This is a genomic window from Gehongia tenuis (genome assembly GCF_014384795.1).
GTDB lineage: Bacteria > Bacillota > Clostridia > Christensenellales > NSJ-53 > Gehongia > Gehongia tenuis.
The window spans coordinates 125,870-146,304 of record NZ_JACRSR010000004.1 but is presented as its reverse complement, the minus strand read 5'-3'; the positions used below and the strand labels follow the sequence as shown (position 1 = coordinate 146,304).

At 56.9% G+C, this 20,435-nt stretch carries 24 protein-coding genes; 7 read left to right on the top strand and 17 right to left on the bottom strand.

Going from position 1 to position 20,435, the window contains the following annotated elements; genetic code table 11:
- The first annotated feature begins 121 nt into the window (after positions 1-121).
- The 4 genes from H8696_RS09745 to H8696_RS09730 are packed head-to-tail and all read left to right on the top strand — an operon-like array spanning position 122 to position 2,830.
- Positions 122-610 (top strand): L-2-amino-thiazoline-4-carboxylic acid hydrolase, encoded by a 489-nt coding sequence (locus H8696_RS09745; protein WP_249317240.1) that lies wholly within the window; start codon positions 122-124, stop codon positions 608-610.
- Positions 611-613: 3 nt separating this feature from the next.
- Positions 614-1,168: a TIGR01440 family protein gene (locus tag H8696_RS09740; protein ID WP_249317239.1), complete on the top strand. Its 555-nt coding sequence runs from the start codon at positions 614-616 to the stop codon at positions 1,166-1,168.
- Between the two features lie 18 nt (positions 1,169-1,186).
- Entirely contained in the window at positions 1,187-1,459 is a 273-nt protein-coding gene (locus tag H8696_RS09735) for an ACT domain-containing protein (protein ID WP_249317238.1), read from the top strand.
- A 12-nt stretch (positions 1,460-1,471) separates the two neighbouring features.
- The gene (locus H8696_RS09730; protein WP_249317237.1) at positions 1,472-2,830 is read left to right on the top strand and encodes a PFL family protein; all 1,359 of its coding nucleotides are present in this window, start codon (positions 1,472-1,474) and stop codon (positions 2,828-2,830) included.
- A 46-nt stretch (positions 2,831-2,876) separates the two neighbouring features.
- On the opposite strand, the gene H8696_RS09725 is transcribed toward H8696_RS09730, so the two are convergent.
- The 3 genes from H8696_RS09725 to H8696_RS09715 are packed head-to-tail and all read right to left on the bottom strand — an operon-like array spanning position 2,877 to position 5,469.
- Entirely contained in the window at positions 2,877-4,064 is a 1,188-nt protein-coding gene (locus tag H8696_RS09725; RefSeq protein ID WP_249317236.1) for an aminotransferase-like domain-containing protein, read from the bottom strand.
- 14 nt (positions 4,065-4,078) lie between these two features.
- Complete coding sequence (locus H8696_RS09720) at positions 4,079-4,633, bottom strand: FumA C-terminus/TtdB family hydratase beta subunit (protein WP_249317235.1); 555 nt, start codon at positions 4,631-4,633, stop codon at positions 4,079-4,081.
- Entirely contained in the window at positions 4,630-5,469 is an 840-nt protein-coding gene (locus H8696_RS09715) for a fumarate hydratase (RefSeq protein WP_249317234.1), read from the bottom strand. The genes H8696_RS09720 and H8696_RS09715 overlap by 4 nt, the downstream gene beginning before the upstream one ends.
- 127 nt (positions 5,470-5,596) lie before the next feature.
- Here H8696_RS09715 and H8696_RS09710 point away from each other — a divergent pair, with 127 nt between their 5' ends.
- On the top strand, positions 5,597-6,055 hold the full coding sequence (locus tag H8696_RS09710; protein ID WP_249317233.1) for an SH3 domain-containing protein: 459 nt from the start codon (positions 5,597-5,599) through the stop codon (positions 6,053-6,055).
- A 13-nt stretch (positions 6,056-6,068) separates the two neighbouring features.
- Here H8696_RS09710 and tadA read toward each other — a convergent pair whose 3' ends face one another.
- The 12 genes from tadA to H8696_RS11355 all read right to left on the bottom strand — a co-directional run bounded on the left by tadA (position 6,069) and on the right by H8696_RS11355 (position 16,479).
- Entirely contained in the window at positions 6,069-6,530 is a 462-nt protein-coding gene (gene tadA / locus H8696_RS09705; RefSeq protein WP_249317232.1) for a tRNA adenosine(34) deaminase TadA, read from the bottom strand.
- 9 nt (positions 6,531-6,539) lie between these two features.
- Positions 6,540-7,022 (bottom strand): 23S rRNA (pseudouridine(1915)-N(3))-methyltransferase RlmH, encoded by a 483-nt coding sequence (gene rlmH / locus H8696_RS09700; protein WP_249317231.1) that lies wholly within the window; start codon positions 7,020-7,022, stop codon positions 6,540-6,542.
- A complete protein-coding gene (locus tag H8696_RS09695; RefSeq protein ID WP_249317230.1) occupies positions 7,019-7,930 on the bottom strand; it encodes a CPBP family intramembrane glutamic endopeptidase in 912 nt (303 codons plus the stop codon). Before H8696_RS09695 ends, rlmH begins: the two co-directional genes overlap by 4 nt.
- Positions 7,927-8,430, bottom strand: a complete 504-nt coding sequence (locus H8696_RS09690) for a Gx transporter family protein (RefSeq protein ID WP_249317227.1) — start codon at positions 8,428-8,430, stop codon at positions 7,927-7,929. Before H8696_RS09690 ends, H8696_RS09695 begins: the two co-directional genes overlap by 4 nt.
- Entirely contained in the window at positions 8,427-8,795 is a 369-nt protein-coding gene (locus H8696_RS09685; RefSeq protein ID WP_249317225.1) for a NusG domain II-containing protein, read from the bottom strand. The genes H8696_RS09690 and H8696_RS09685 overlap by 4 nt, the downstream gene beginning before the upstream one ends.
- On the bottom strand, positions 8,792-9,772 hold the full coding sequence (locus tag H8696_RS09680) for an FAD:protein FMN transferase (RefSeq protein ID WP_249317223.1): 981 nt from the start codon (positions 9,770-9,772) through the stop codon (positions 8,792-8,794). The genes H8696_RS09685 and H8696_RS09680 overlap by 4 nt, the downstream gene beginning before the upstream one ends.
- A 5-nt stretch (positions 9,773-9,777) precedes the next feature.
- Complete coding sequence (locus tag H8696_RS09675; RefSeq protein WP_249317221.1) at positions 9,778-11,034, bottom strand: UDP-N-acetylglucosamine 1-carboxyvinyltransferase; 1,257 nt, start codon at positions 11,032-11,034, stop codon at positions 9,778-9,780.
- Positions 11,035-11,138: 104 nt separating this feature from the next.
- Positions 11,139-11,345 carry an FmdB family zinc ribbon protein gene (locus tag H8696_RS09670; RefSeq protein WP_249317218.1) on the bottom strand — a complete coding sequence of 69 codons (207 nt, stop codon included), beginning with the start codon at positions 11,343-11,345 and terminating at the stop codon, positions 11,139-11,141.
- 21 nt (positions 11,346-11,366) lie between these two features.
- On the bottom strand, positions 11,367-12,302 hold the full coding sequence (locus tag H8696_RS09665) for a magnesium transporter CorA family protein (protein ID WP_249317215.1): 936 nt from the start codon (positions 12,300-12,302) through the stop codon (positions 11,367-11,369).
- A 306-nt stretch (positions 12,303-12,608) separates the two neighbouring features.
- Positions 12,609-14,129: a peptidoglycan DD-metalloendopeptidase family protein gene (locus H8696_RS09660; protein WP_249317211.1), complete on the bottom strand. Its 1,521-nt coding sequence runs from the start codon at positions 14,127-14,129 to the stop codon at positions 12,609-12,611.
- A 201-nt stretch (positions 14,130-14,330) separates the two neighbouring features.
- The gene (locus H8696_RS09655; protein ID WP_249317209.1) at positions 14,331-14,888 is read right to left on the bottom strand and encodes a biotin transporter BioY; all 558 of its coding nucleotides are present in this window, start codon (positions 14,886-14,888) and stop codon (positions 14,331-14,333) included.
- A 76-nt stretch (positions 14,889-14,964) separates the two neighbouring features.
- Complete coding sequence (locus H8696_RS11355; protein ID WP_249317207.1) at positions 14,965-16,479, bottom strand: M1 family metallopeptidase; 1,515 nt, start codon at positions 16,477-16,479, stop codon at positions 14,965-14,967.
- Between the two features lie 144 nt (positions 16,480-16,623).
- Here H8696_RS11355 and H8696_RS09645 point away from each other — a divergent pair, with 144 nt between their 5' ends.
- Complete coding sequence (locus tag H8696_RS09645; protein WP_249317205.1) at positions 16,624-18,072, top strand: DnaD domain protein; 1,449 nt, start codon at positions 16,624-16,626, stop codon at positions 18,070-18,072.
- A 12-nt stretch (positions 18,073-18,084) separates the two neighbouring features.
- Positions 18,085-19,026: an ATP-binding protein gene (locus H8696_RS09640; protein ID WP_249317203.1), complete on the top strand. Its 942-nt coding sequence runs from the start codon at positions 18,085-18,087 to the stop codon at positions 19,024-19,026.
- A gap of 27 nt (positions 19,027-19,053) precedes the next feature.
- Here the strand turns inward: H8696_RS09640 and H8696_RS09635 are convergent, their stop codons facing one another.
- Together H8696_RS09635 and radC are read right to left on the bottom strand one after the other, a co-directional pair.
- Complete coding sequence (locus H8696_RS09635; RefSeq protein ID WP_249317202.1) at positions 19,054-19,653, bottom strand: YdcF family protein; 600 nt, start codon at positions 19,651-19,653, stop codon at positions 19,054-19,056.
- 13 nt (positions 19,654-19,666) lie between these two features.
- Positions 19,667-20,392 carry a RadC family protein gene (gene radC, locus H8696_RS09630; RefSeq protein WP_249317200.1) on the bottom strand — a complete coding sequence of 242 codons (726 nt, stop codon included), beginning with the start codon at positions 20,390-20,392 and terminating at the stop codon, positions 19,667-19,669.
- Positions 20,393-20,435 lie beyond the last annotated feature (43 nt).

Sequence of the window (20,435 nt, the reverse complement as noted above, 5' to 3'; positions counted from 1 at the left end):
TTCGCATGGCCAAAATGCTATAATGTCTTTGATTCAAGGGTTTAAAAATGGACCGCTTATTTGAAGGGTGCTATAATAAATCATTGAGAAAAAGTTATGATTCCAATAAGGAGTGAGCAAAATGGCAGCTGAAAAGGATAGGGATCTCGATCTCGAACCGGTATCCATGTATGTTTTGTTTGCGCGGCTGTTCGCGCATATCACCAAGGAAGTGGGCGAGCAGTGCGGTGAGGTGGGCATCCAGGCCGTGCGGGAAGGCGTGCGTCAGTTTGGCCTCGAGCGGGGCCGGGACATCGCCCGGCGAGCCAAGGCTCTCGGTCACGAGAACGACCTTGAGCATTATCTGTCCAGCTATGACATGGGCCGGGCCGACGACTTCAATTCCGTGAACACCCTCTGCGACGAGGGACTGATCCAGGATTTCTCCGGCTGCGTCTTTGCCGAGCAGTGGCAGAAGGACGGCACCGAAAAGTATGGCATCCATTACTGCGAGGTCATCGATCCCTCCATCGCCGAGGGCTATAATGCGAACATGGAATGCATTCACGACCAGCATTTCTTCAAGGACGGCAAATGCCATTTTTGTTTCCGCATGAAAAAGGAGTCTTAAATCATGTACGATACTTTGAAAGCCGAGGCCCGCAAGGCCATGAGCGAGCTGGTGGAGGCGGCCAGGCTCAAAGAGGGCGATCTTGTGGTGGTGGGCTGTTCCTCTAGCGAAGTGGCTGGCCGCGACATTGGTTCCTATTCCAGCGTGGATATCGCCGAAGCCCTCTTCGACGGTCTGTATCCGGTCCTTGAGGAACGGGGAATCTATCTTGCGGCCCAATGCTGCGAGCATTTAAACCGCGCCCTCATTCTTGAGGCTGAAGCGGCCGAGAAGCGGGGTCTTGACGTGGTCAATGTGGTGCCCCAGCCCAAGGCCGGCGGCTCCTTCGCCACCACGGCTTACCGCGGGTTCCGTCATCCCGCAGCCGTGGAGGGCGGCGTTCGGGCTGATGCGGGTATGGATATCGGCGGTACGCTGATCGGCATGCATCTCATGCCCGTGGCCGTGCCCATCCGGCTTTCCCTTTCCCGCATCGGGGAAGCCATCGTGCTCTATGCCCGAACCCGGCCCAAATACATCGGCGGGGAACGGGCCCACTACGACGAAACCTTAGCTTGAAAAGAAAGGGGAGCGCCCATGCGAGCCATTGTAACGGTCATTGGCAAGGACCAATACGGCATCATCGCCAAGGTCAGCCAAAAGCTTTTGGACTACAACATCAACATTCTGGACATCACCCAGACGGTCATGCAAGGTAATCTTTTTACCATGATTCTGCTTGCGGATATTGCCAAGATGAATTGCCCCTTTGAGGTCCTGAAGGACGGCCTCAAGGAGCTGGGCGACAGCCTTGATCTGTCCATTCGGGTGCAGCGGGAGGAAATCTTCCAGGCCATGCACCGCATCTAGAAGGAGGCCGTCATGATCGAACAGCAAGAGATCCTGCAAACCATGCGGATGATCGATGAGCTCCATCTGGACATCCGCACCATCACCATGGGCATCAGTTTATTGGACTGCGCCCATGCCGATCCCGCCGTGGCCTGCCGGAAAATCCGGGATAAGATCAAAACCCAGGCGGAGCGCCTCGTTCAGGTGGGCAATGAAATTGAGACCGAATATGGTATTCCCATCATCAATAAGCGCATCTCGGTGACCCCTGTCTCCATCGTGGCTGCGGCCAGCGGCGCAAAGGACTATCTGCCCTATGCCCTGGCGCTGGACGAGGCGGCTCAGGAGGTGGGCGTCAATTTCATCGGCGGGTTTTCCGCCCTGGTCCACAAGGGCTACACGCTGAGCGACCGCACGCTCATCCAAAGCCTTCCCCAGGCCCTCGCCGAAACCCAGCGGGTATGCGCCAGCGTCAATGTGGCCACCAGCCGCACGGGCATCAATATGGATGCGGTAGCCCAGATGGGGCGGATCATTAAGGACACGGCCGAAGCCACCCGGGACAGCGGCGGGCTTGGCTGCGCCAAACTGGTGGTCTTCGCCAACGCCGTGGAGGACAATCCCTTCATGGCCGGCGCCTTCCATGGCATCGGTGAGCCCGAATGCGTGATCAACGTGGGCGTGAGCGGACCCGGGGTGGTGAAAGCCGCTCTGGAGAACGTGAAGGGCGCTCCCTTCGATGTGGTGGCGGAAACCATCAAAAAGACCGCCTTCAACATCACCCGCATGGGACAGCTGGTGGCCCAGGAGGCTTCCCGGCGGCTCGGCGTTTCCTTTGGCATCGTGGATCTTTCCCTTGCCCCCACGCCGGATAAGGGGGATTCGGTGGCGAGAATCCTTGAGGAAATGGGACTTGAGGTGTGCGGCACCCATGGCACCACCGCCGCATTGGCTCTGCTCAACGATGCAGTGAAAAAGGGCGGCATCATGGCCTCCTCCCAGGTGGGCGGCCTGTCCGGCGCTTTCATTCCCGTCAGCGAGGACGAGGGCATGATCGCCGCCGCGGAAGCGAATGCCCTCACCCTGGACAAATTGGAAGCCATGACCTGCGTTTGTTCGGTGGGCATCGATATGGTCGCCGTGCCCGGCAGCACATCAGCGGAAACCCTGTCCGCCATCATTGCCGATGAAGCGGCTATCGGCGTGGTCAATCACAAAACCACCGCCGTACGCGTCATCCCCGTGGTGGGCAAGGGCGTGGGCGACCGGGTGGACTTCGGCGGACTTTTGGGCAGTGCGCCGGTGATGCCGGTGCATCCTTTCTCCAGCGAAGCCTTCATCCGTCGGGGCGGGCGCATCCCCGCGCCGTTGCACAGCCAGCGAAATTAGCTCAATAAAAAACGGCATGAATGATCATGCCGTTTTTTTATACCCCTTAGTCGATATATTCCCTGAGCACCTGGCCCATGAGCTTCAGGCCTTCCACGATTCGTTCCTCGGGCATATTCGAAAAATTGATGCGGAAGGTGTTTTCATGGCCGCCGTTCGGGAAGAAGGAACCTCCGGGCACAAAGGCCACATTCCGCTGCAAGCATTTCTCCAGAACATCCCTGGCATTCACCTTCTCCGGCAGCACCACCCACATGAACAGTCCGCCATGGGGCTTTTCAAAGCTGACGCTTTTCGGAAACTCCTCCATCATGATCCGATAGGCCAGATCCCGGCGGTGTCGGTAAACCTCGCGGATTTTGGCGATATGCTCGTCGATATCATAGAGCTCCAAATATTTGGCGATATCCCGCTGGGCCATGGTATTGCACTGCAGATCCGTGCACTGCTTGACCAGCACCAGCTTGCCGATGACCGCCGGATCGCCGGCTACCCAGCCGATGCGGTATCCGGGACAGAAAATCTTGGAGAATGTCCCCATGCAGAGCACATTTCCGGCTTGATCGAAGGACTTCACCGCCGGTAGGAAATCGCCTTCATAGCGCAGTTCACCATAGGGATTGTCCTCCAGAACCATCACTTCATGACGGGCAGTGATCTCTGCGAGTTGTCGACGGCGTTCGAGGCTCCAGGTGCGGCCGGTGGGGTTTTGGAAGTCAGGGATAACATAGATGAGCTTCACCCGATCCGTCCTTTTCAAAATCTCCTCCAGCGCGTCCATCCTCATGCCCATGGAATCGGTGGGCACCTCCACAAAGTTGGCGCCATAGGCCTTGAAAGCGCTGATCGCCGCAAGGTAGGTGGGGCTTTCGCACAGCACCACATCCCCTTCGTCCAAAAATACCTTGCCCGCGAGATCCAGAGCCTGCTGGGAACCGTGAACCATCAAAATGTTCTCCCTGGCAAGTTCCGTGCCAAGTCTCTGGTTCATCCGTGCCGCTGCCCAATCCCGCAAAGGATCGTAGCCTTCGGTGGTGCTGTATTGCAGGGCGTTTTTCCCATCCTCATCCAAAACAATCCGATTGACCCGCTTGATCTCCTCGATGGGAAAAAGCTCCGGCGCGGGAAGCCCGCCCGCAAAGGAAATCACCTCGGGCCGGGCCGTTACCTTCAAAATCTCCCGGATCTCCGACGCTGTGAGGTTTGCCATCCTTCTGGCAAAAGAATAGTGCATGGGTTTCACTCCTATCATTTATGTTTGCGATACTGGGCCGGACCGGATTCAAAAAGGTTGTTGCCTATCGTATCCATAGCCACCACCAAGGGAAAATCCTTCACTTCCAATCGATGAATGGCCTCCGTTCCAAGATCCTCAAAGGCCACCTTTGCGGCACTTTGGATGCAGTTTGCAATAAGCTGGCCGGCTCCGCCCGTGGCGCAGAGGTAGACTCCGCCATTGCGAATCAGGGCTTCCTGAACCCCAGCGCTCATCAGACCTTTGCCGATGACCGCCTTGAGTCCCGTCCTTTCAAACATTCCCGGAGCATAAGCGTTCATCCGGGCGCTGGTGGTGGGACCGCAGGCGCCGATGGGTGCATCCGGCGGTGCCGGGCAGGGACCCGCATAGTAGATAACCTGGCCCGCAAAATCCACCGGCAAAGCCTCACCGGCTTCCAAAAGCTTGGCCATCCGGCCATGGGCGGCATCCCGTGCGGTGTAGATCACGCCGCTCAGGGCGACCGTATCCCCGGCTCTGAGACTTCGTACCATTTCATCGGTAAGCGGGGTCGTCAAAGCTATCATAGGATCACCTCCTCATGTCTTGCCGCATGGCATTGGGTGTTGATGGCCACCGGCAGCCCCGCAATGTGGGTGGGATAGGACAGACAGTGCACCCCCAGACAGGTGACCCGCCCACCAAGGCCCATGGGTCCAATGCCAAGATCGTTGATCCGTTCGAGACATTCCTGCTCAATTTCCTGGAGAACCGGATCGTCACTGGGTTCTCCAAGGGGCCGAAGCAGCGCCTCCTTGGCCATAATGGCGGCCTTTTCCATGGTGCCGCCAATACCTACGCCCAGAATAATTGGAGGACAGGGGTTGGGCCCTGCCAGCCGTGCAGTCTCCACGATGGCATCCTTGACCCCTTCGATACCTTTGGACGGGGTGAGCATCACAAGACGGCTCATGTTTTCGCTGCCAAAGCCCTTGGGCGCTGCGCGAAGGCGCACCTTGTCTCCCTTCACCATGCGAAGATGGACGATGGCCGGCGTGTTGTCCCCGGTGTTCTTTCGATCCAACGGTGTGAGCACGGACTTGCGAAAATAGCCCTTATCGTAGGCCGCCCGCACTCCGCGGTTCACCGCCTCCTCCAGCGTATCCCCTTCAAGCAGAACCTCCTGGCCCCAATCGACGAACACCACCGCCATACCTGTGTCCTGACACAGGGGCCGTCCCGCCATCTCCGCCATCTCGGCATTTTGTATGAGCTGACTTAAGATTTCCCTGCCAAAGGGCGATTCCTCCCGGGCCGCCTCCTCTTTGAGCCGCATCAGTACCCTCTCATCCACTCTGCAGCAGGCTTTCAAAAAAAGCCGCTCCACAGCGGAAGCGATCTTATGATCCTCAATCCTACGCATCCCAGTCCCTCCTTTTTTTCAGTATAACTCCCAGGCGCAACCTTGACAACCGCCATCCTCAACGGTATGATGAGGACATGCTGTGTGCATAATCAATAAAACAATACTCATGAAGAAGGTGAAATCCATGAAAAAGATAGCTTTGCTGGCCGGCGCATTGATGCTTGCCGTCGGTCTTCTTGCCGGTTGCGGCGGCGGTGACGGCGACGCTGCCACCCCAACGCCCATCGTCATTCCTTCTCCGCTGAACAGCGAAAATCCGTTATCCACGGCCCAGCCCCAAAACATCCCCAGCGTGCCCTCCGCGACGGGAGGCGCCTCCAGTGGCGATGTAGGAGATGCTACTCACACGGTGAATGCGGACAGCCTCAACATTCGTTCTGAGCCCAACACTGACTCCGACATCATCGGTTCTCTGGACCGAGATCAGAAGGTTAAAGTGCTGGAAGAGGGTGAATGGTCCAAAATCCAATACAACGATAAGGAGGGTTATGTGAAATCTTCCTATCTTCAGAAAATCGAAGGCACATCGCCCACCAATCCTCCCGCCGATGATCCCATGGCCACTCCCACAGCTGGTGAATAAGAAAGGACCGGTCTTAAGACCGGTCCTTTTTTTCTCTCTTTTTTCGAAAGAAATCCTTCAGCACCTTAGCGCAGGCCTCCTCCAGCACCCCGCCGACCACCGGCGCCCGGTGATTGAACCGTTCGTCCTCCGTCAGACTCATCAGCGTTCCGCAGCATCCCGCCTTGGGATCTGCAGCGCCATAATAGATATGCCGCACACGGCTGTTAATCATAGCCCCGGCGCACATGGGACAGGGCTCCAGCGTCACATAAACGTCACAATCCATGAGCCTCCACCCGCCCAGCGTTTTCGCCGCCTGACGAAGGGCCAGAATTTCGGCATGCGCTGTAGGGTCCCCGTCCAGCTCCCGGCGGTTGTGCGCCTCGCCCACCACCTGGCCGTCCCGGACCACCACGGCGCCCACCGGCACCTCATCCAGATCAGCGGCCTTTCTCGCCCATGCCAGTGCCAGCTCCATGTACTTTTCCTCCATGGCCCCTCCTTATTTATGATAGGTTTCGTGGTTCATAATCTTAAATGCCCGGTAGAGCTGTTCCAGCAGTACGATGCGAAAAATTCCATGGCTGAAGGTCATGGGCGAGAAGGAAACTCGAAGATTCGCCCTGGCCAGTACCTCCCCCGACAGGCCGTTGGAGCCGCCGATCACAAAGACCATCCGGCTTGCCCCCTCCACCATACGTGTCTCCAGCATCCGGGAAAAAGTCACCGAATCCATCGTTTTTCCTTCGATGGCAAGAGCCACCACCTCGTCCCTGGCTTCAATCCGGGCAAGAATATCCCGTCCCTCCTGCTCCACCACCTGCTTCACCTGAGCTGCGGAATATCTTTGCGGCGCAGGCCGGTCGGGCAGTTCCACCAGCTCAATCCGGGCAAACCGTGAAAGCCGCTTCAGGTAGTCCCTGCAGCCTTCCGTCAGATATTTTTCCTTCAGCTTGCCCACGGCAAGCACTGTAATTGCAATCATCCCAGCACCCCAAATGCTTTAAAGAACCCCAATGTCAATACAGATCCGATGATCATCAGCGCCAAAAACAGCGGTATGCTGGATAGGACAAGCCTTCCGCCCTTTATCGCTGCGGGAGCGCTGTCCCTGTTCCCGGTGAGCATGCGGAACACCGCCATGAACCCAGCAAAGAAAAGACCGGACAGCCCAAGAACAATAAGAGCCGCAAGAACCGTGCCAAAAACAGGCGCGGGCGTCCCCAGCTGCAGCGGGCCCGTCCCGCTCCGGGCCGCCGCCGACAAACCGACGGCGATAAGATTGTTCACCCCATGGTAGGTCATGCCCACAAAAAGGCTGCCGGAGCGATGAACCAGATAGCTGATCACCACACCCAGCGCCATATGGGCGATGAGGTTTTGCGCCTGCATGTGCAAAAGCCCAAACAGAGCGCCGCTCAGGAGAATGGCATGCCATTTGCCGAGGGGCTCACAGCTCCTCATAAAAACGCCCCGAAAGAAAAATTCCTCGCAGAAGGCGGGTATGAGAGCCACGCATACCACCGTCAGCACAATTTCCAGAGGCCCCTGAAGGGGCAGTCCCCCGCTTTGGGGAAAATGGGCCCCAAGGCTGCGCATAAACAGATTCCATAGCACATTGACGCCGGAAGCCAGCCCATAGCCGGAAAGTGCGAGCCCCGCGGCCGTTAAAATGAGGGAGGGGCGGACCCGCACGAAACCCACACTGTTCACCGGCACCTTGAATAGGCAAAGAAACAGAAGGGCCAGCCCCAGTACCGCGCCTTCCACCAGGACGTTTCGGCCATAAAAGCCCAGGGCTGATGTCGTCTGGGAGACAGCAGAGATGGTGATGAGCGAAGCCAGCAGCAGCAAAAACAGCGTGTTGGAGGCCCACAGCGGCAGCCGTTTCATTCCCCCACCCCCTTTGCCGATTGGCTCTTGAGCCTTCTTGCCACCAGGCCCGCCGCGAGGCCCACCGCAATCCCGGAAATGAGGCCCGCCGCCATCAGCCAGGGCAGATAGGCCAGAATTCCCGGGCCCATGACCAGGGCGGCCACCGCGATCTGGCCCGCATTGTGGCAAACTCCGCCGGCAGCACTGACTGCCGTCAGGGAAAACCTGCCCGTGCCCAGCAATAGCGCCATGACTGCGAGGCTCAAAAGGCCTCCGGCCAAACTGAACAAAAGGGTGGAAAAGACTCCGAATATCGCCGTCAACAGGCAGCGCAGCAGGGTGATCCAAAAGGTCTTTTTCCATCCCAGGGTCACCAGCGCCACCACGGTCACGATGTTGGCCAGGCCCAGCTTGATTCCCGGCACGCCCAACGGCAGCGGGAACAGACTCTCCACATAGGAAAGCACCAGGGCCACCGCCAGATACAGGGCCATTCGGATCCAGTCCCGCGTCGTCATTGCGCCACCCCATCCAGCCGGCCGCCTTCGATGCGCACAATCACCCGCTGGGGCAGACACACCGCCTGATCCATAGGTTTTTCCAGCCAGCCCGTTCTTTCACACAGCTTATCCGGGCAAGCCGCTTCCACCACCCGGGCCCGGCCCCGCTCAATTTCAAGAACCAATTTTTCGGGTTCCTCCAAAAGTGTCATTTGATAGGGCGTCTCCACCCGTGCCAGATCCATTCGGCAGATTTCCCGGCCATCCTGCAAAACTACCAGCATCGTGCCCTCTCCGCCTCGGCTCAGGGCCCAAAAAATGAAGGCGATCCCTATGAGCAGCACCAGTCCGCCAATGAGCCAAAGATCCCCCTTTTTTTTCATGGCGCTTCCTCAAATCGATCCGTCAAACCGGCGGTCAACTCGACGGTCCCGTCATCCATCACAAAAACACCTTCCGCGCCAAAGTGCTCCAGCAGGCTTTTGCCGGCCTCCAGTCCTTCCACAAAACAGGCCGTGGACAGCCCGTCGGCCAGAGCGCCGTCCGCCGCGACCACGCTCACCGAAGCCAGACCGCTCTTTGCCGGATAGCCCGTATTGGGATCCAGCACGTGATGATACCGCACCCCATCCGCCTCAAAATAGCGTTGATAACCTCCGGAAGTGGCCACAACCTCGCCGTCGGTCAGCCGCAATACGCCGAGAATCTCCCCCGTTTCCCCCAGGGGATCCTGCAGGCCAATGCGGAAGCCGTCCTTTTTCTCACCCATCACGCCCACGTTGCCGCCAAGGTCCACCACCGCGGCCTTGGCGCCCCGGCCGCGGAGGTCCTCCAGCATCTCGCTGACCGCCGCGCCCTTGGCGATGCCGCCAAGATCGATTTCACCCTCCGCCAAAAACGCCCTTCCCCCGGCCACCTTGAACTCGGCCGACAGATAGGCTCTGGCTTCCTCAATTTCCCTTTCGCCGGGAACAGCCGAACCCGTTTTGAATTCGCCCCACGCCCGCACCAGAGGGCGGACCCTCACATTGAAGCCGCCGGAAGCCTCTCCCACCTCCAGCGCCTTTTGGAGCAGCTCTTCCGTGCGCTGGGAAATCTGCACCGGCTGATGTCGGTTGACGGCGGAAACCTCGCTCTCTTTGCTATGGACATCCCATAGGCGATCCAGTTCCTCCAGCAGCTCCAGCGCACCCTCCACGTCCTCCCCGCCAACGCCATAGGCGGTCACCGTCACAAAGGTATCCATGGCAAAAGCGTCCCTTTGAACCGCCGCGTCCTTGGCGCATCCGCTCAGCAGCAACAGCCCCAGCGCCATAAAAACACAAAAAGGATGGCTAACCATCCTTTTGTCATTTCTCATGCGTTTCATCCCTTGACCCGCTTCACGTCGGCGCCGAGCCCGATGAGCTTGCCCACCATATCCTCATAGCCCCGATCAATGTATTTGACGTTGCCAATCTCCGTAACGCCCTTGGCCATGAGGCCCGCCACCACCAACGCCGCACCGGCCCGAAGATCCGTCGCCGTCACCGGCGCCGCCGTGAGCTGATCCACGCCTTCCACGATGGCAACCCGGTCCTCCACCTTGATGCTGGCGCCCATGCGCCGGATCTCATTGATGTGTTTATAGCGGGATTCAAAGATGTTCTCTGTGATCACCGACACACCGGCTGCCGTGGAGAGCAGCACCGTCATGGGCTGCTGCAGGTCCGTGGGAAATCCGGGATAGGGCAGCGTCTTGATGTTGATGGCCCGGGGACGGCCCACGCAGTACACCCGCAGGGAATCCTCCCCTTCATCCACCTTGACGCCCATCTCGAGGAGTTTTGCCACCACAGCCTCCATATGCACGGGAATGATGTTTTCCACCACCACGTCCCCGCCGGTAGCCGCCGCCGCAATCATCCAGGTCCCTGCCTCGATCTGGTCCGGAATGATGCTATAACTGCATCCCTTAAGCCTCGGCACGCCGGTCACCCGGATGGTATCGGTGCCCGCGCCCTTGATCTTGGCGCCCATATTGTTGAGAAAACTGGCCAAATCCACCACGTGGGGCTCCTTGGCCGCATTGACAATGGTTGTCACGCCTTCGGCGTACACCGCCGCCAGCATGATGTTGATGGTGGCGCCCACGCTCACCACATCCAAATAGACTTCCGTGCCCACCAGTTTATCGGCCCGGCCGATGAGCATGCCGTGTTCCACTTCAATCTTGGCCCCAAGAGCGGTGAGCCCTTTAAGGTGCTGGTCGATGGGCCGTGCGCCGATGTTGCATCCGCCGGGAAGCGCCACTTCCGCCCGGCCGAACCGGCCCAGCAGCGCGCCCAAAAGGTAGTAGGACGCCCGCATCTTCTGCACATGCTCAGGATTTGGGGAATAGTCATGGATACCCGCGGCGTCAATCACCGCACGGCCGTCCTTGCCAAACTCCACATCCGCGCCCATGCTCTTCAAGATGTCGGCAATGATGATGGTATCATTGATATAGGGCAGATTATCGATGGTGCATACGCCGCCGCTCAGGATGGCGGCGGGCATGATGGCCACCGCCGCATTCTTGGCGCCGCTGACCCGCACCTTACCCTTCAGGGGAATCCCCCCGCGAATTAAGATCTTTTCCAAACTAAGCCCGGCCTAAGCCGGGATCACCTCCCGCGGTTAATCCTTGTGGAAAACTTTTGTACAATCTTTTCGATTATAGCACACTTGCGCCCGTTTGCCTAGCCCTAGTGGTGACAGCCGGCGCAGGTCGCACAGGAACCGCTGCAGCCGCCCGTTCCGGCGGCGCCGGAGGAACCGAAGTAGCACTTGCCCTCATAGGCCCGTTTCACCCGGGCGCTCTGGCAGTCCGGGCATTTCACGGTCTTGCTGCCCATCACCAATTCCTCAAACTTCTTGCCGCAATCCTCACACTGAAATCTCAGCAGTGCCATGGCCCTCATCTCCTTTGATGACTAAAACATATTCTTTTTGACCATGATGAGGGCTACCACGCCCACGATCACAGCCACGCCGCCGGTAACCATCCAAAAACCCATGGGATTGTTCGAGAGCGGTATCACATCAAAATTCATGCCCCAAAGTCCGCTGACCACCGTGGGAAGCGCCAAAAGAATGGTCACCGCCGCCAGAAACTTCATCACGATATTGAGGTTGTTGGAAATCACCGACGCAAAAGCATCCATCGTACCGGAGAGAATGTCCCGGTAGATGGTACACATCTCAATGGCCTGTTTATTTTCAATGATGGCATCCTCCAGCAGATCGGTGTCCTCGGGATACTTTTCGATATAATCCATACGAAACAGTTTCTCCAGAACCAGTTCATTGCCCTTAAGAGACGTGGAAAAGAACACCAAGCTCTTTTCCAAGCGCAGCATCTCGATGAGTTCCTTGTTCTTCATGGATTTATGGAGCTCTTCCTCCACTCGGGTGGACGCCTTATCAATTTGTCGAAGGTACGCCAAGAATTTGGTGGCGTTGTTGTAGAGCAGCTGCAAAATGAACCGCGTACGCTTGGTGGTGTAAAAGTTGCGCACCCGGCCGCTGAAAAAATCATTGATAAGGGGCGTCTCCTTCAGACACACGGTGCAGATGCAGTCCTCCGTCAGCACGATGCCAAGGGGCAGCGTGGTGTACATGCTGGTTTTGCTGCCCTTTTCCACAATGGGAATATCCACGATGATCAGTGTGTGATCGCCGTCCACCTCCACGCGGGCCCGTTCCTCTTCGTCCAGCGCGGCCTTGACCAGGTCCATATCCAAGTTGAGCAGCGAGCTGACTTCCTCCAGCTCCCGAGCCGTGGGCGCCGTCAAATGAGCCCAGATACCCGGCTCAAACTCCTCCACGTCCACCAGTTTCCTGTCCACCGTTTTCGTGATCCGAACCATCGCTTTCACCTTCTTCCACAAAATCCTCGAAAAAGCATAGGCATTCCGAGGTTTGCGCACGGACAAAAGCCCATGGATCAGGCAAAAGCAAGACCCGTGGGGTGACCGGCGCGAGATCGCTTCTCTGTTCTTCGACTGCCAGGATCGTCCACGCCCATCACCCCCATTTTCAATCTGGTTCCATTTTAACACCGTCAACTGGCCGAATCAAGCGCTTTCACCTGGACAAAGCACCGTTTTATGCCATTTTTGATGTTGAACCCATACAAAAAGCTCCAAAGCGGCACAGCTTTGGAGCTTTTAAATTTAAGGCAGATACTTCATGGGATTTACCGGCGAGCCATTGATACGGATCTCGAAATGGCAGTGGGGACCTGTACTGTTTCCCGTGTTGCCGGACAGACACAGGAGCTGGCCCTTGCTCACCTTGGTTCCCGTGTTCACCAAAAGCTTGCTGTTGTGAGCGTAATAGGTGACCTGGCCGTTGCCATGGTCCACTTTAACCAGCTTGCCGTAGCCCGAATACCAGCCGGAGGCGATCACCGTACCGCTCTTGGATGCGTATACGGGGGTGCCGGTGGCCACCGCGATATCGATGCCGGCGTGCAGCCGGCCCCAGCGTGTGCCGTAGCCGCTGGTCAGCGGACCGGAGGTGGGCCAGCCAAAGCCAGAGGCGGACGTTCCGCCGCCGCCGCTGGACGCAGGCGTATCCTTGGGCGGCTCCTTGGTTCCTTTCGCGATGATCTCGTTCACCGCGGGCTCCAGCACCGTTTCCTGAACCACCTTGTTGCTCACTTCCACGCCGTTGACCTTGGTCACTTCCGTCACCACTTGGCGCTTTCCGATCTTGCCCTCCTGGATGACCTTCTTTTGGGTGTTGTACATGGTGTCATCCTGCTGGACCTCGGTCTCATATTTGAGCTCCTCTTCCCGGGTGAGGGTTTCCACATACTGCACATTGACCAGGTTCTGGGTCACCGTCAGATCCAGTTTCTGTCCCACGTTAATCACGTCCGTGGCGGAAACTTCGGGGTTGGCCTTTCGAATATCGCTGATGCGAATATCGTTGTTCTGCGCAATACTCCAAAGGGTGTCGCCCTTTTTGACAGTGTATTCCTGGTGCTCATTGGAGCCAACGGTGAGGGTGGTGTAAGCCTCCTCCTTTGCCTGGACACGTTCGTAGGAGACCTCCACAGGCTTGGTTTCCACGTTCTCCAGGAATTTGATATCCTTGACATCCTTTTCCGTCTTGATTTGTTCGTAGGGCTCCAGCGCCTGTTCCAGCACCCATTGAGCATCCTCTTCCGTCTGGGTTACCACGGCCAGCTGACCGTTCACGTAAACGCCTTCCGCCTCCACCGTATCGGTGAGGTAGCGGGACAGATTGGACTCAATCTGGTCCTCACTCGCCACGTTTTCCGCCATGACCTTCACCGGCTCAATGGTCAGTTCCTGATCGCGGACCAAGGGCACGCCGATATCCTGCTCCTTCTCGTCCTGCAGCGTCCCAAACAGCTCGGGCAGCTGAGAGGCGTCGGCCACCACGCCGATCTCAAACCCATCCAGCAGCACCTGATAGGCGGTCATGTGGGGATCGTACAGCAGCTTAAAGCCCGTAAAGCCTAGGGTGAGTGCAAGAATGCACACCAGCACATAGATAAACGGACGCTTGATTTTTCGTTTTTTCTTGGGCTCCTCCACCTTCGGCTCCTCGGCCTTGGGCAGTTCGGGTCCCCGGCCCGGTCCCATGAAAAGACCGGAACTTCGCGTGCGGATACCGCCGGACGCGTTGGGGACATATTTCTTATCGCCCCGTATGGGCAGCAAGGCAATTCCTCCTTTTCAGGATGCTGAGCATCCAGGTTACATAATCATCTCAGTATTATAACGAAATTGTTGCGAAAAGTCAAATTTCTGGACTTTTTTCATTATGGACAGCCCCAGAACATTTTAAACTATGCCTGTCCTCCTCCAATTATGACGCAAAAAAGGACCGGCATTTGGGGCCGGTCCAGGTTCATCAAAGGTTTAATGGGGCAGCCTCCTACGGATCAGCTGAGCAAACCAGGCGGCCAGCGCCGCCTTCACCAGATCAAGGGGCAAAAAGGCGGCGCTCACCACGCCGAAAGCCTCCCCCAAGGGTCTGGACATCACCAGCGAATATTGAACAACGCCGAAAATATGGATAACCAAAATGCCCAGGATCATGGGAACGAGCAGCGCAGCATAGCGTTTGAAGGGTGTCGTGCCTTTCTCTTCAAAACGGCGGCTCATCCAGCCCACCAGAAACGCCGCTAAAAAGAATCCCACAATAAAACCGCCCGTAGGCCCCACCAAGGCTCGAAGCCCCGCATTCCCCTGGGAGAATACGGGCAGTCCAACCGCGCCGAGAAGCACATACACGGCCAGCGTCCACAGGGACAGTCTGCTTCCCAAAATGCCCGCGGTGAGGAGCACCGCAAAAACCTGCATGGTAAAGGGTATGCCAAAGGGTGTGGGTATGGATATCTGGGCCATGATGGCGATCAGCGCCGCGAAAAGGGCGACCATCGTCATATCCCGTACCGGCAGTCTGGTCTTCTTCATTCGTATTCGCCTCCCTTTTCATACTATAAAGGAAGGCGGCTCTATTGTCAACCAATATGCGATCGTACAGTTTACATTACTCCAAATCATTTTTCAGCCAATCCTGAATGACTGGATCCCAGTTCTGTCCGGTTGCTTCCCGGGCTGCGGCAACAAAATCGGCTTCCGTGGCGTTTCCAAATACATTTTGATCGAAATAGCTGCCGAGGAACCGATAGAATTTTTTCTCACCCATCTGATCCCGAAGATCCAGCACCATCATGCCGCCCTTGCCATAGACGATGCTGTCATACTCGGCAGAATTTTGGAACTCGGTGATGGGGCGGTCCACCACCTGAGACCCGCTGGGGAAAAAGTTTTTGCCAAGCTTGATGCGTTCAAAGCTGCTTCTTAGATAAGCATCATAAGCCACCTCCTCCCTGGCCTTGCCGTACCGTTCGCCAAAGTACAGCACGGTGGAGGCCTGCGTCAATGCCTCGTCCAGCCAGGGCTCCTTCACCTCATTGTTGCCCACCAGCTGATACCACCACTGATGAGCAACCTCATGGGCCACCACCATCTCCAGCCAATCCTCGTTCCCCGGGCCGTACAGGCTGGTATCGATCATCACCAGGTTGGGAAACTCCATGCCGCCGATATAGAAATTGGCTTCCACCACGCTGAGTTGGCGGTATGGATAGGTGGCAAAAAGACGGTTGTAAATTCGAAGGGCGGCGGCGCCGGCGTCCAGCGCCCTCTCCAGATTTTCACCGGTGAACCCATAGGCGTAGACGGTGGTTTTCCCTACCCTTCGCTCCAGGCGCTGGAACTTTTCGCTGCCCACAATGGCATAATCCCGCACTGCTTTGGCCTCATAGGTGCGGATGGTTACGCCCTGGCGGCTCTCCTCCTTGGTAAGATCGCCGGTTGCCGCCACCACCATGCTCTCCGGCGCGGAGAAGATCACGCGGTAGTTGGCCATATCGCTGTAAAAAGGATCGCCCACTGCGGTATAGGGGTCCCGGTTCCACCCGTTTTCATCGTATACGCAGGCGATGGGATAGCAGTTTGCCAGGTTATAGGTGTCCGTTCCGTAGCCGAATCGGCCCTCGCAGTGGGGAAGCTGAACGATGTAGTCCATCTCCAGCGTGATGCGTTCCCCATGGGTCAGGACGGCGGGCAGCACCACCTTGAGGTTGGTGTTTATCTCCCCTTCCACGGCATAGACCACCGGCTGGCCGCCGGCGGTGACGCGGCTGATCTTAATGCCGCCGGGCGAGAAACCCTTGGGATAGGCAAGGGACCACTCATTTTCCGGAAAGGGCGCCGTCTCCGCTTTGGCAAAGGCATTGGGATATAAATGGAAGTAGAGGGTGTCCATCTGGGCCATGGCGCCGTTCACGTAGTCCAGCCTGAGCCGTCCACTGAGAGTCTGGGTGACCGTATCTAGGCTCAGGGAAAGCTCATAATTTGACAGATCCTTTGAAGCTTTGTCCACATTGGGCGCGGGTTTCGCCCCCGGCCAGAAACATACGCCTATTAAAATCAGTGCTGCAATTGCCAGGGCCAGATAGCTCCAGCGCCGGCGGTTCATTTCTTTTAATCCTTTCACTGCCGCCCCTTTCCGGTTGTTCACCATCCCTTTTTAACTAAATTATTCCCTTGCCTCTCCAAATAGTATGGATGATTTTGCCCTTCCCCAACGGACGGAAATCCGCTATAATAGTTTGTACCATCATGAAAGAAGGTAGAAGGCTTGAGTGCAATTTGCAGCTTTTCCAAGGAAAATCATATGCTGGATATCACCCCGGTGGAAAATCTTTTTATCGAGGAATTCATGCTGCAGGCGCCGGGCGAATACGTGAAAGTCTACCTTTATGGTCTTAAGATGTGCTATTACGGCGGGGGGCACAGCGATCTTGCCGCCATGGCCCGGGCCCTTCGGATGGAGCCCCAGGCGGTGAGGGATGCGTTTTATTACTGGCAGCAGCAGGGTGTGGTCCTGATCGTGCTGGACGATCCCTTTACCGTGCAATACTGCAATGTAAAGGGCGTCATGTTCCAGGACAGGGCGCCGGAGCCGGAAATCTTCTCCCGCTATCGGTCCTACACGCAGAGTCTGCAGGCCCTTTTTGGCAGCCGTCTATTGGTGCCTCAGGATCTTCAAACGGCTATCGGATGGCTGGAGGATTACAAACTGCCCCAGGAAGTGGCTCTTCTCGCCGTCAAATACAGTATCGATACCGCCAAAAATGGGCAGGACGTGTCCATCAAGTATATCGATAAGGTGTGCCTGGGCTGGGCCAAGGATGGCATCAACACGGCGGAGGCGGCGTGGAATTACCTGGAGCAGCAGGCGCTTCTTCGAAGCGATATTTCCCGGATTTTGAAGCATCTTGGCCTCTACCGCCTGCCCACCAAAGACGAGGAAAAACTTTATCAGAAGTGGATGGCTTGGGGGTTCACGGCGGAGGCCGTTTTGGCGGCCTGTGCCGAATCCACCAAATCCCGCAATCCCAGCTTTGGCTATCTGGACAGGATACTTGCCGACTACAGGGACGAAGGATTGATCAGCGCCGAGGCCATTCAAAATAGTGAAGGCCACCGGGCCTATGATGAGGCCAAAAGGCTTTTATTGGAGCTGGGCAGCACCCGCACCGATCCCACCCGCCGTCAGCTGGAGCACTTCAAAAGCTGGCAAGCCGGCAAGGCGGACCCTCAAGTTCTTGTGCTGGCCGCCCGGGAATGCAACCGGCAGGGGCGCCACCGTTTCGAGGATATGGAGTCCCTCCTTGCCGAATGGTCGGAGGCAGGCCTCGTGCGCCCCGAGGAGATTGAGCGGCATTTGACGGTAAGGATCGAGGATGAAGCGGGCGTGGCGGAGGTCCTGAAGGCCCTTGGCCTCGTGCGCCGGCCCACGCAAAATGATCGGAACCGTTTTAACCTTTGGAAGAAGGAATGGGGCTTCTCCCAGGAGATGCTGGCTCTTGCGGCGGAATACGCCCAGGGCGCCAAAAATCCCTGGCCCTTTATGAGCAAGATTCTCCAGGGGTGGCGGGAACACAATATCACCTCCGTGGAGGCCGCCCGACAGGAGCACGACAGTCACGAACAGCTGTCCATTCGCTCCCCGCGCCCGCAGGATTTTATTTCCCGGGAGGACGGGGACGACAGCAAGCTGGATGAACTCTACACCAAATTATAAAGAGGGTTGATGATGGCCAATCTTTCCGATATCCTAATGGAATATACGCAGTACCGCGACGAACAGCAGCGGGCCATCGAGACCAAAAAAGCCGAGCTGCAAAGATCGCTTCCCGGCTTTGGTGAATTGGAGAACGCCCGGCAAAAGGCCCAGCTGTCCCGGGTCCGCGCCGCCCTTCTCGATCCGGAAAAGGCCAAGGCCTACGGCGAGGAAGCGGATCGGATGATCGAGGAAATCCACCGCCTTTTGACGGCCCATGGTTATCCCGAGGACTACCTGGAGCCGGTTCACCGCTGTCCCCTGTGCCGGGACACGGGTTATGTGGGCCGGAAGGAAAAGCGGCTTTGCAGCTGCGTGCGCAAAACGCTGCTCATGGACGCTTACGCTCAATCCAATCTCATCGATCCCCTCCACCAAAATTTTGAATCCTTCGATCTGCATGTGTACGACGAGGAGCTTTGGCCTTATATGACGAAGGTCCATGAGCTGTGCTACAGCTATGCTGAAAACTTCCCCCACACGGAAAAAAAGAATCTGCTCTTTTTCGGACCCACCGGGGTGGGTAAAAGTTATCTTCTCTCCTGCATCGTTAAAAGGGTGCTGGATGAGGGGCACTCCGCCATGAAAATCACCGCTTTCAACCTGTTCGAGCTGTTTCGCAGCCGTCACCGGGGAGAGAACGTCTCCTTGACGCCTCTTGTGGAGACGGAGCTTCTCGCCCTTGACGATCTGGGGACCGAGCCCATGATGAACAACATCACCGTGGAATATCTGTTCAATCTCTTAAACGAGCGCATTCAGCGGGGCCGGCACACTTTGGTTGCCACCAATCTGGCTCCCTCCCAGATCAAGCGCCACTACGGTGAGCGGCTTGCCTCCCGCCTCATCAATCTCGAGGCAGCCCATGTGATCCGCTTCGAGGGCCGGGACCTTCGGCTGGGTAAAAATCAATAAAAAACACCCTTTTGGGTGTTTTTTCTTTTACAGGCTGCCCTTCAGCTTATTGTAGCCATATTTAACCACGGACACCGATTCCTGAAGATGATTGGCAATCTTGGTGGCCCAATTCTTGGGCGACTCCGCCGCCACCACCAGCATATTTTCGTACCCCTGATCCTTCAGCATCCATTTCGTGCGGGCGACATGAAAATCGCTGGTCACCACCAGCACCGAGCCATAGCCCTGATCCTTGGTGATGGCTCCGCACCGTTCAAGATTCTCCCAGGTATTGAGAGCGGTTTCCTCGGTGATGATGGCGTCCTCCGGCACCCCGTTTTGAACAAGATAGGTCTTCATTGCCTGAGCTTCTGAAATGAGTTGGCCCACCTGCCGTCCGCCGCTGACGATGAGCCGGGGCGCATAGCCGTATTTGTAGAGCTCCACGGCCTTATCCAGCCGGGTTTTGAGGCTGCCCTCCACCTTACCTTCATCGTCCAAAGCCGCGCCCAGCACCCAGGCTATCTCCGCCTTCTCCGCCTTGTCCCCCGTGTAATCGATCAAAATCAGTACCTGAATCACGCATTCGGCCACCACCACAATGCTTGCCAAGCTTAAAATAAGTTTTATCAGTCCACGAATCATTCAGTCACTTCCATTATCCTTTGTAATATTCCGGAACCGGTTCCGAGACTATATTATCCTCCAAAAGGTGCTCTTTGGCAAAGCTAAAAAACTGATCGCCCGCCACCACGATATGATCCAGCACATTGATGGAGATGGGCTTGAGGGCCCGGCGGATCACATCGGTCACATGCACGTCGGCTACGGAGGGATTGAGTGTTCCTCCGGGATGGTTGTGGGCCAGAATCACGCTGACCGCATGGTGACTCAATGCCGCCTCCACCACCGTTCTTGGATAAACCGGCGATTGGTCCACCGTGCCCTTATGGATGAGATCGGCATGTATGAGGCGGTTCTGCGCATCCAGGCAGACCACATAGAAAACTTCGTAAGGCCTGCCCATCATCAGCGTCACCGCAAACTGACCGGCCTTATGATAACTGTCCAGGCGCGGTCTGTCGCCCCAGCGGCTTTCCATGTATCGTCTGCCCATCGCCGGCAGAGCGCTTAAAAAGATGGCCATATTCTGTGTAAGGCCGCCCTTCTCCATCAGGATTTCCGGCGGCGCTTCCAGTACGCCGTGCAAAGAGCCGAAGGTATCGAGCAGTTTGTAGGCCATGCCCTTGGTATCCTTTTGCGGAACGCAGTAGAACAGCAGAAATTCCAGAAGCTCATGATCCTTGAAATGATCCAGCCCCTCCCGGAGATAACGGTCCTTCACCCGCTGTCGATGTCCCCTGTGATGATTGGCCTCGTCCAACCTGCTCACCTCCTAACCATCAATATTTCGACATGCTTTTTGA

What these genes read in the sequence shown, in the direction of transcription:
- H8696_RS09745 (WP_249317240.1), top strand. Translation starts at nt 122, where the DNA reads ATGGCAGCTGAAAAGGATAGGGATCTCGATCTCGAACCGGTATCCATG.
- H8696_RS09740 (WP_249317239.1), top strand. Translation starts at nt 614, where the DNA reads ATGTACGATACTTTGAAAGCCGAGGCCCGCAAGGCCATGAGCGAGCTG.
- H8696_RS09735 (WP_249317238.1), top strand. Translation starts at nt 1,187, where the DNA reads ATGCGAGCCATTGTAACGGTCATTGGCAAGGACCAATACGGCATCATC.
- H8696_RS09730 (WP_249317237.1), top strand. Translation starts at nt 1,472, where the DNA reads ATGATCGAACAGCAAGAGATCCTGCAAACCATGCGGATGATCGATGAG.
- H8696_RS09725 (WP_249317236.1), bottom strand. Translation starts at nt 4,064, where the DNA reads ATGCACTATTCTTTTGCCAGAAGGATGGCAAACCTCACAGCGTCGGAG.
- H8696_RS09720 (WP_249317235.1), bottom strand. Translation starts at nt 4,633, where the DNA reads ATGATAGCTTTGACGACCCCGCTTACCGATGAAATGGTACGAAGTCTC.
- H8696_RS09715 (WP_249317234.1), bottom strand. Translation starts at nt 5,469, where the DNA reads ATGCGTAGGATTGAGGATCATAAGATCGCTTCCGCTGTGGAGCGGCTT.
- H8696_RS09710 (WP_249317233.1), top strand. Translation starts at nt 5,597, where the DNA reads ATGAAAAAGATAGCTTTGCTGGCCGGCGCATTGATGCTTGCCGTCGGT.
- tadA (WP_249317232.1), bottom strand. Translation starts at nt 6,530, where the DNA reads ATGGAGGAAAAGTACATGGAGCTGGCACTGGCATGGGCGAGAAAGGCC.
- rlmH (WP_249317231.1), bottom strand. Translation starts at nt 7,022, where the DNA reads ATGATTGCAATTACAGTGCTTGCCGTGGGCAAGCTGAAGGAAAAATAT.
- H8696_RS09695 (WP_249317230.1), bottom strand. Translation starts at nt 7,930, where the DNA reads ATGAAACGGCTGCCGCTGTGGGCCTCCAACACGCTGTTTTTGCTGCTG.
- H8696_RS09690 (WP_249317227.1), bottom strand. Translation starts at nt 8,430, where the DNA reads ATGACGACGCGGGACTGGATCCGAATGGCCCTGTATCTGGCGGTGGCC.
- H8696_RS09685 (WP_249317225.1), bottom strand. Translation starts at nt 8,795, where the DNA reads ATGAAAAAAAAGGGGGATCTTTGGCTCATTGGCGGACTGGTGCTGCTC.
- H8696_RS09680 (WP_249317223.1), bottom strand. Translation starts at nt 9,772, where the DNA reads ATGAGAAATGACAAAAGGATGGTTAGCCATCCTTTTTGTGTTTTTATG.
- H8696_RS09670 (WP_249317218.1), bottom strand. Translation starts at nt 11,345, where the DNA reads ATGGCACTGCTGAGATTTCAGTGTGAGGATTGCGGCAAGAAGTTTGAG.
- H8696_RS09665 (WP_249317215.1), bottom strand. Translation starts at nt 12,302, where the DNA reads ATGGTTCGGATCACGAAAACGGTGGACAGGAAACTGGTGGACGTGGAG.
- H8696_RS09655 (WP_249317209.1), bottom strand. Translation starts at nt 14,888, where the DNA reads ATGAAGAAGACCAGACTGCCGGTACGGGATATGACGATGGTCGCCCTT.
- H8696_RS09640 (WP_249317203.1), top strand. Translation starts at nt 18,085, where the DNA reads ATGGCCAATCTTTCCGATATCCTAATGGAATATACGCAGTACCGCGAC.
- H8696_RS09635 (WP_249317202.1), bottom strand. Translation starts at nt 19,653, where the DNA reads ATGATTCGTGGACTGATAAAACTTATTTTAAGCTTGGCAAGCATTGTG.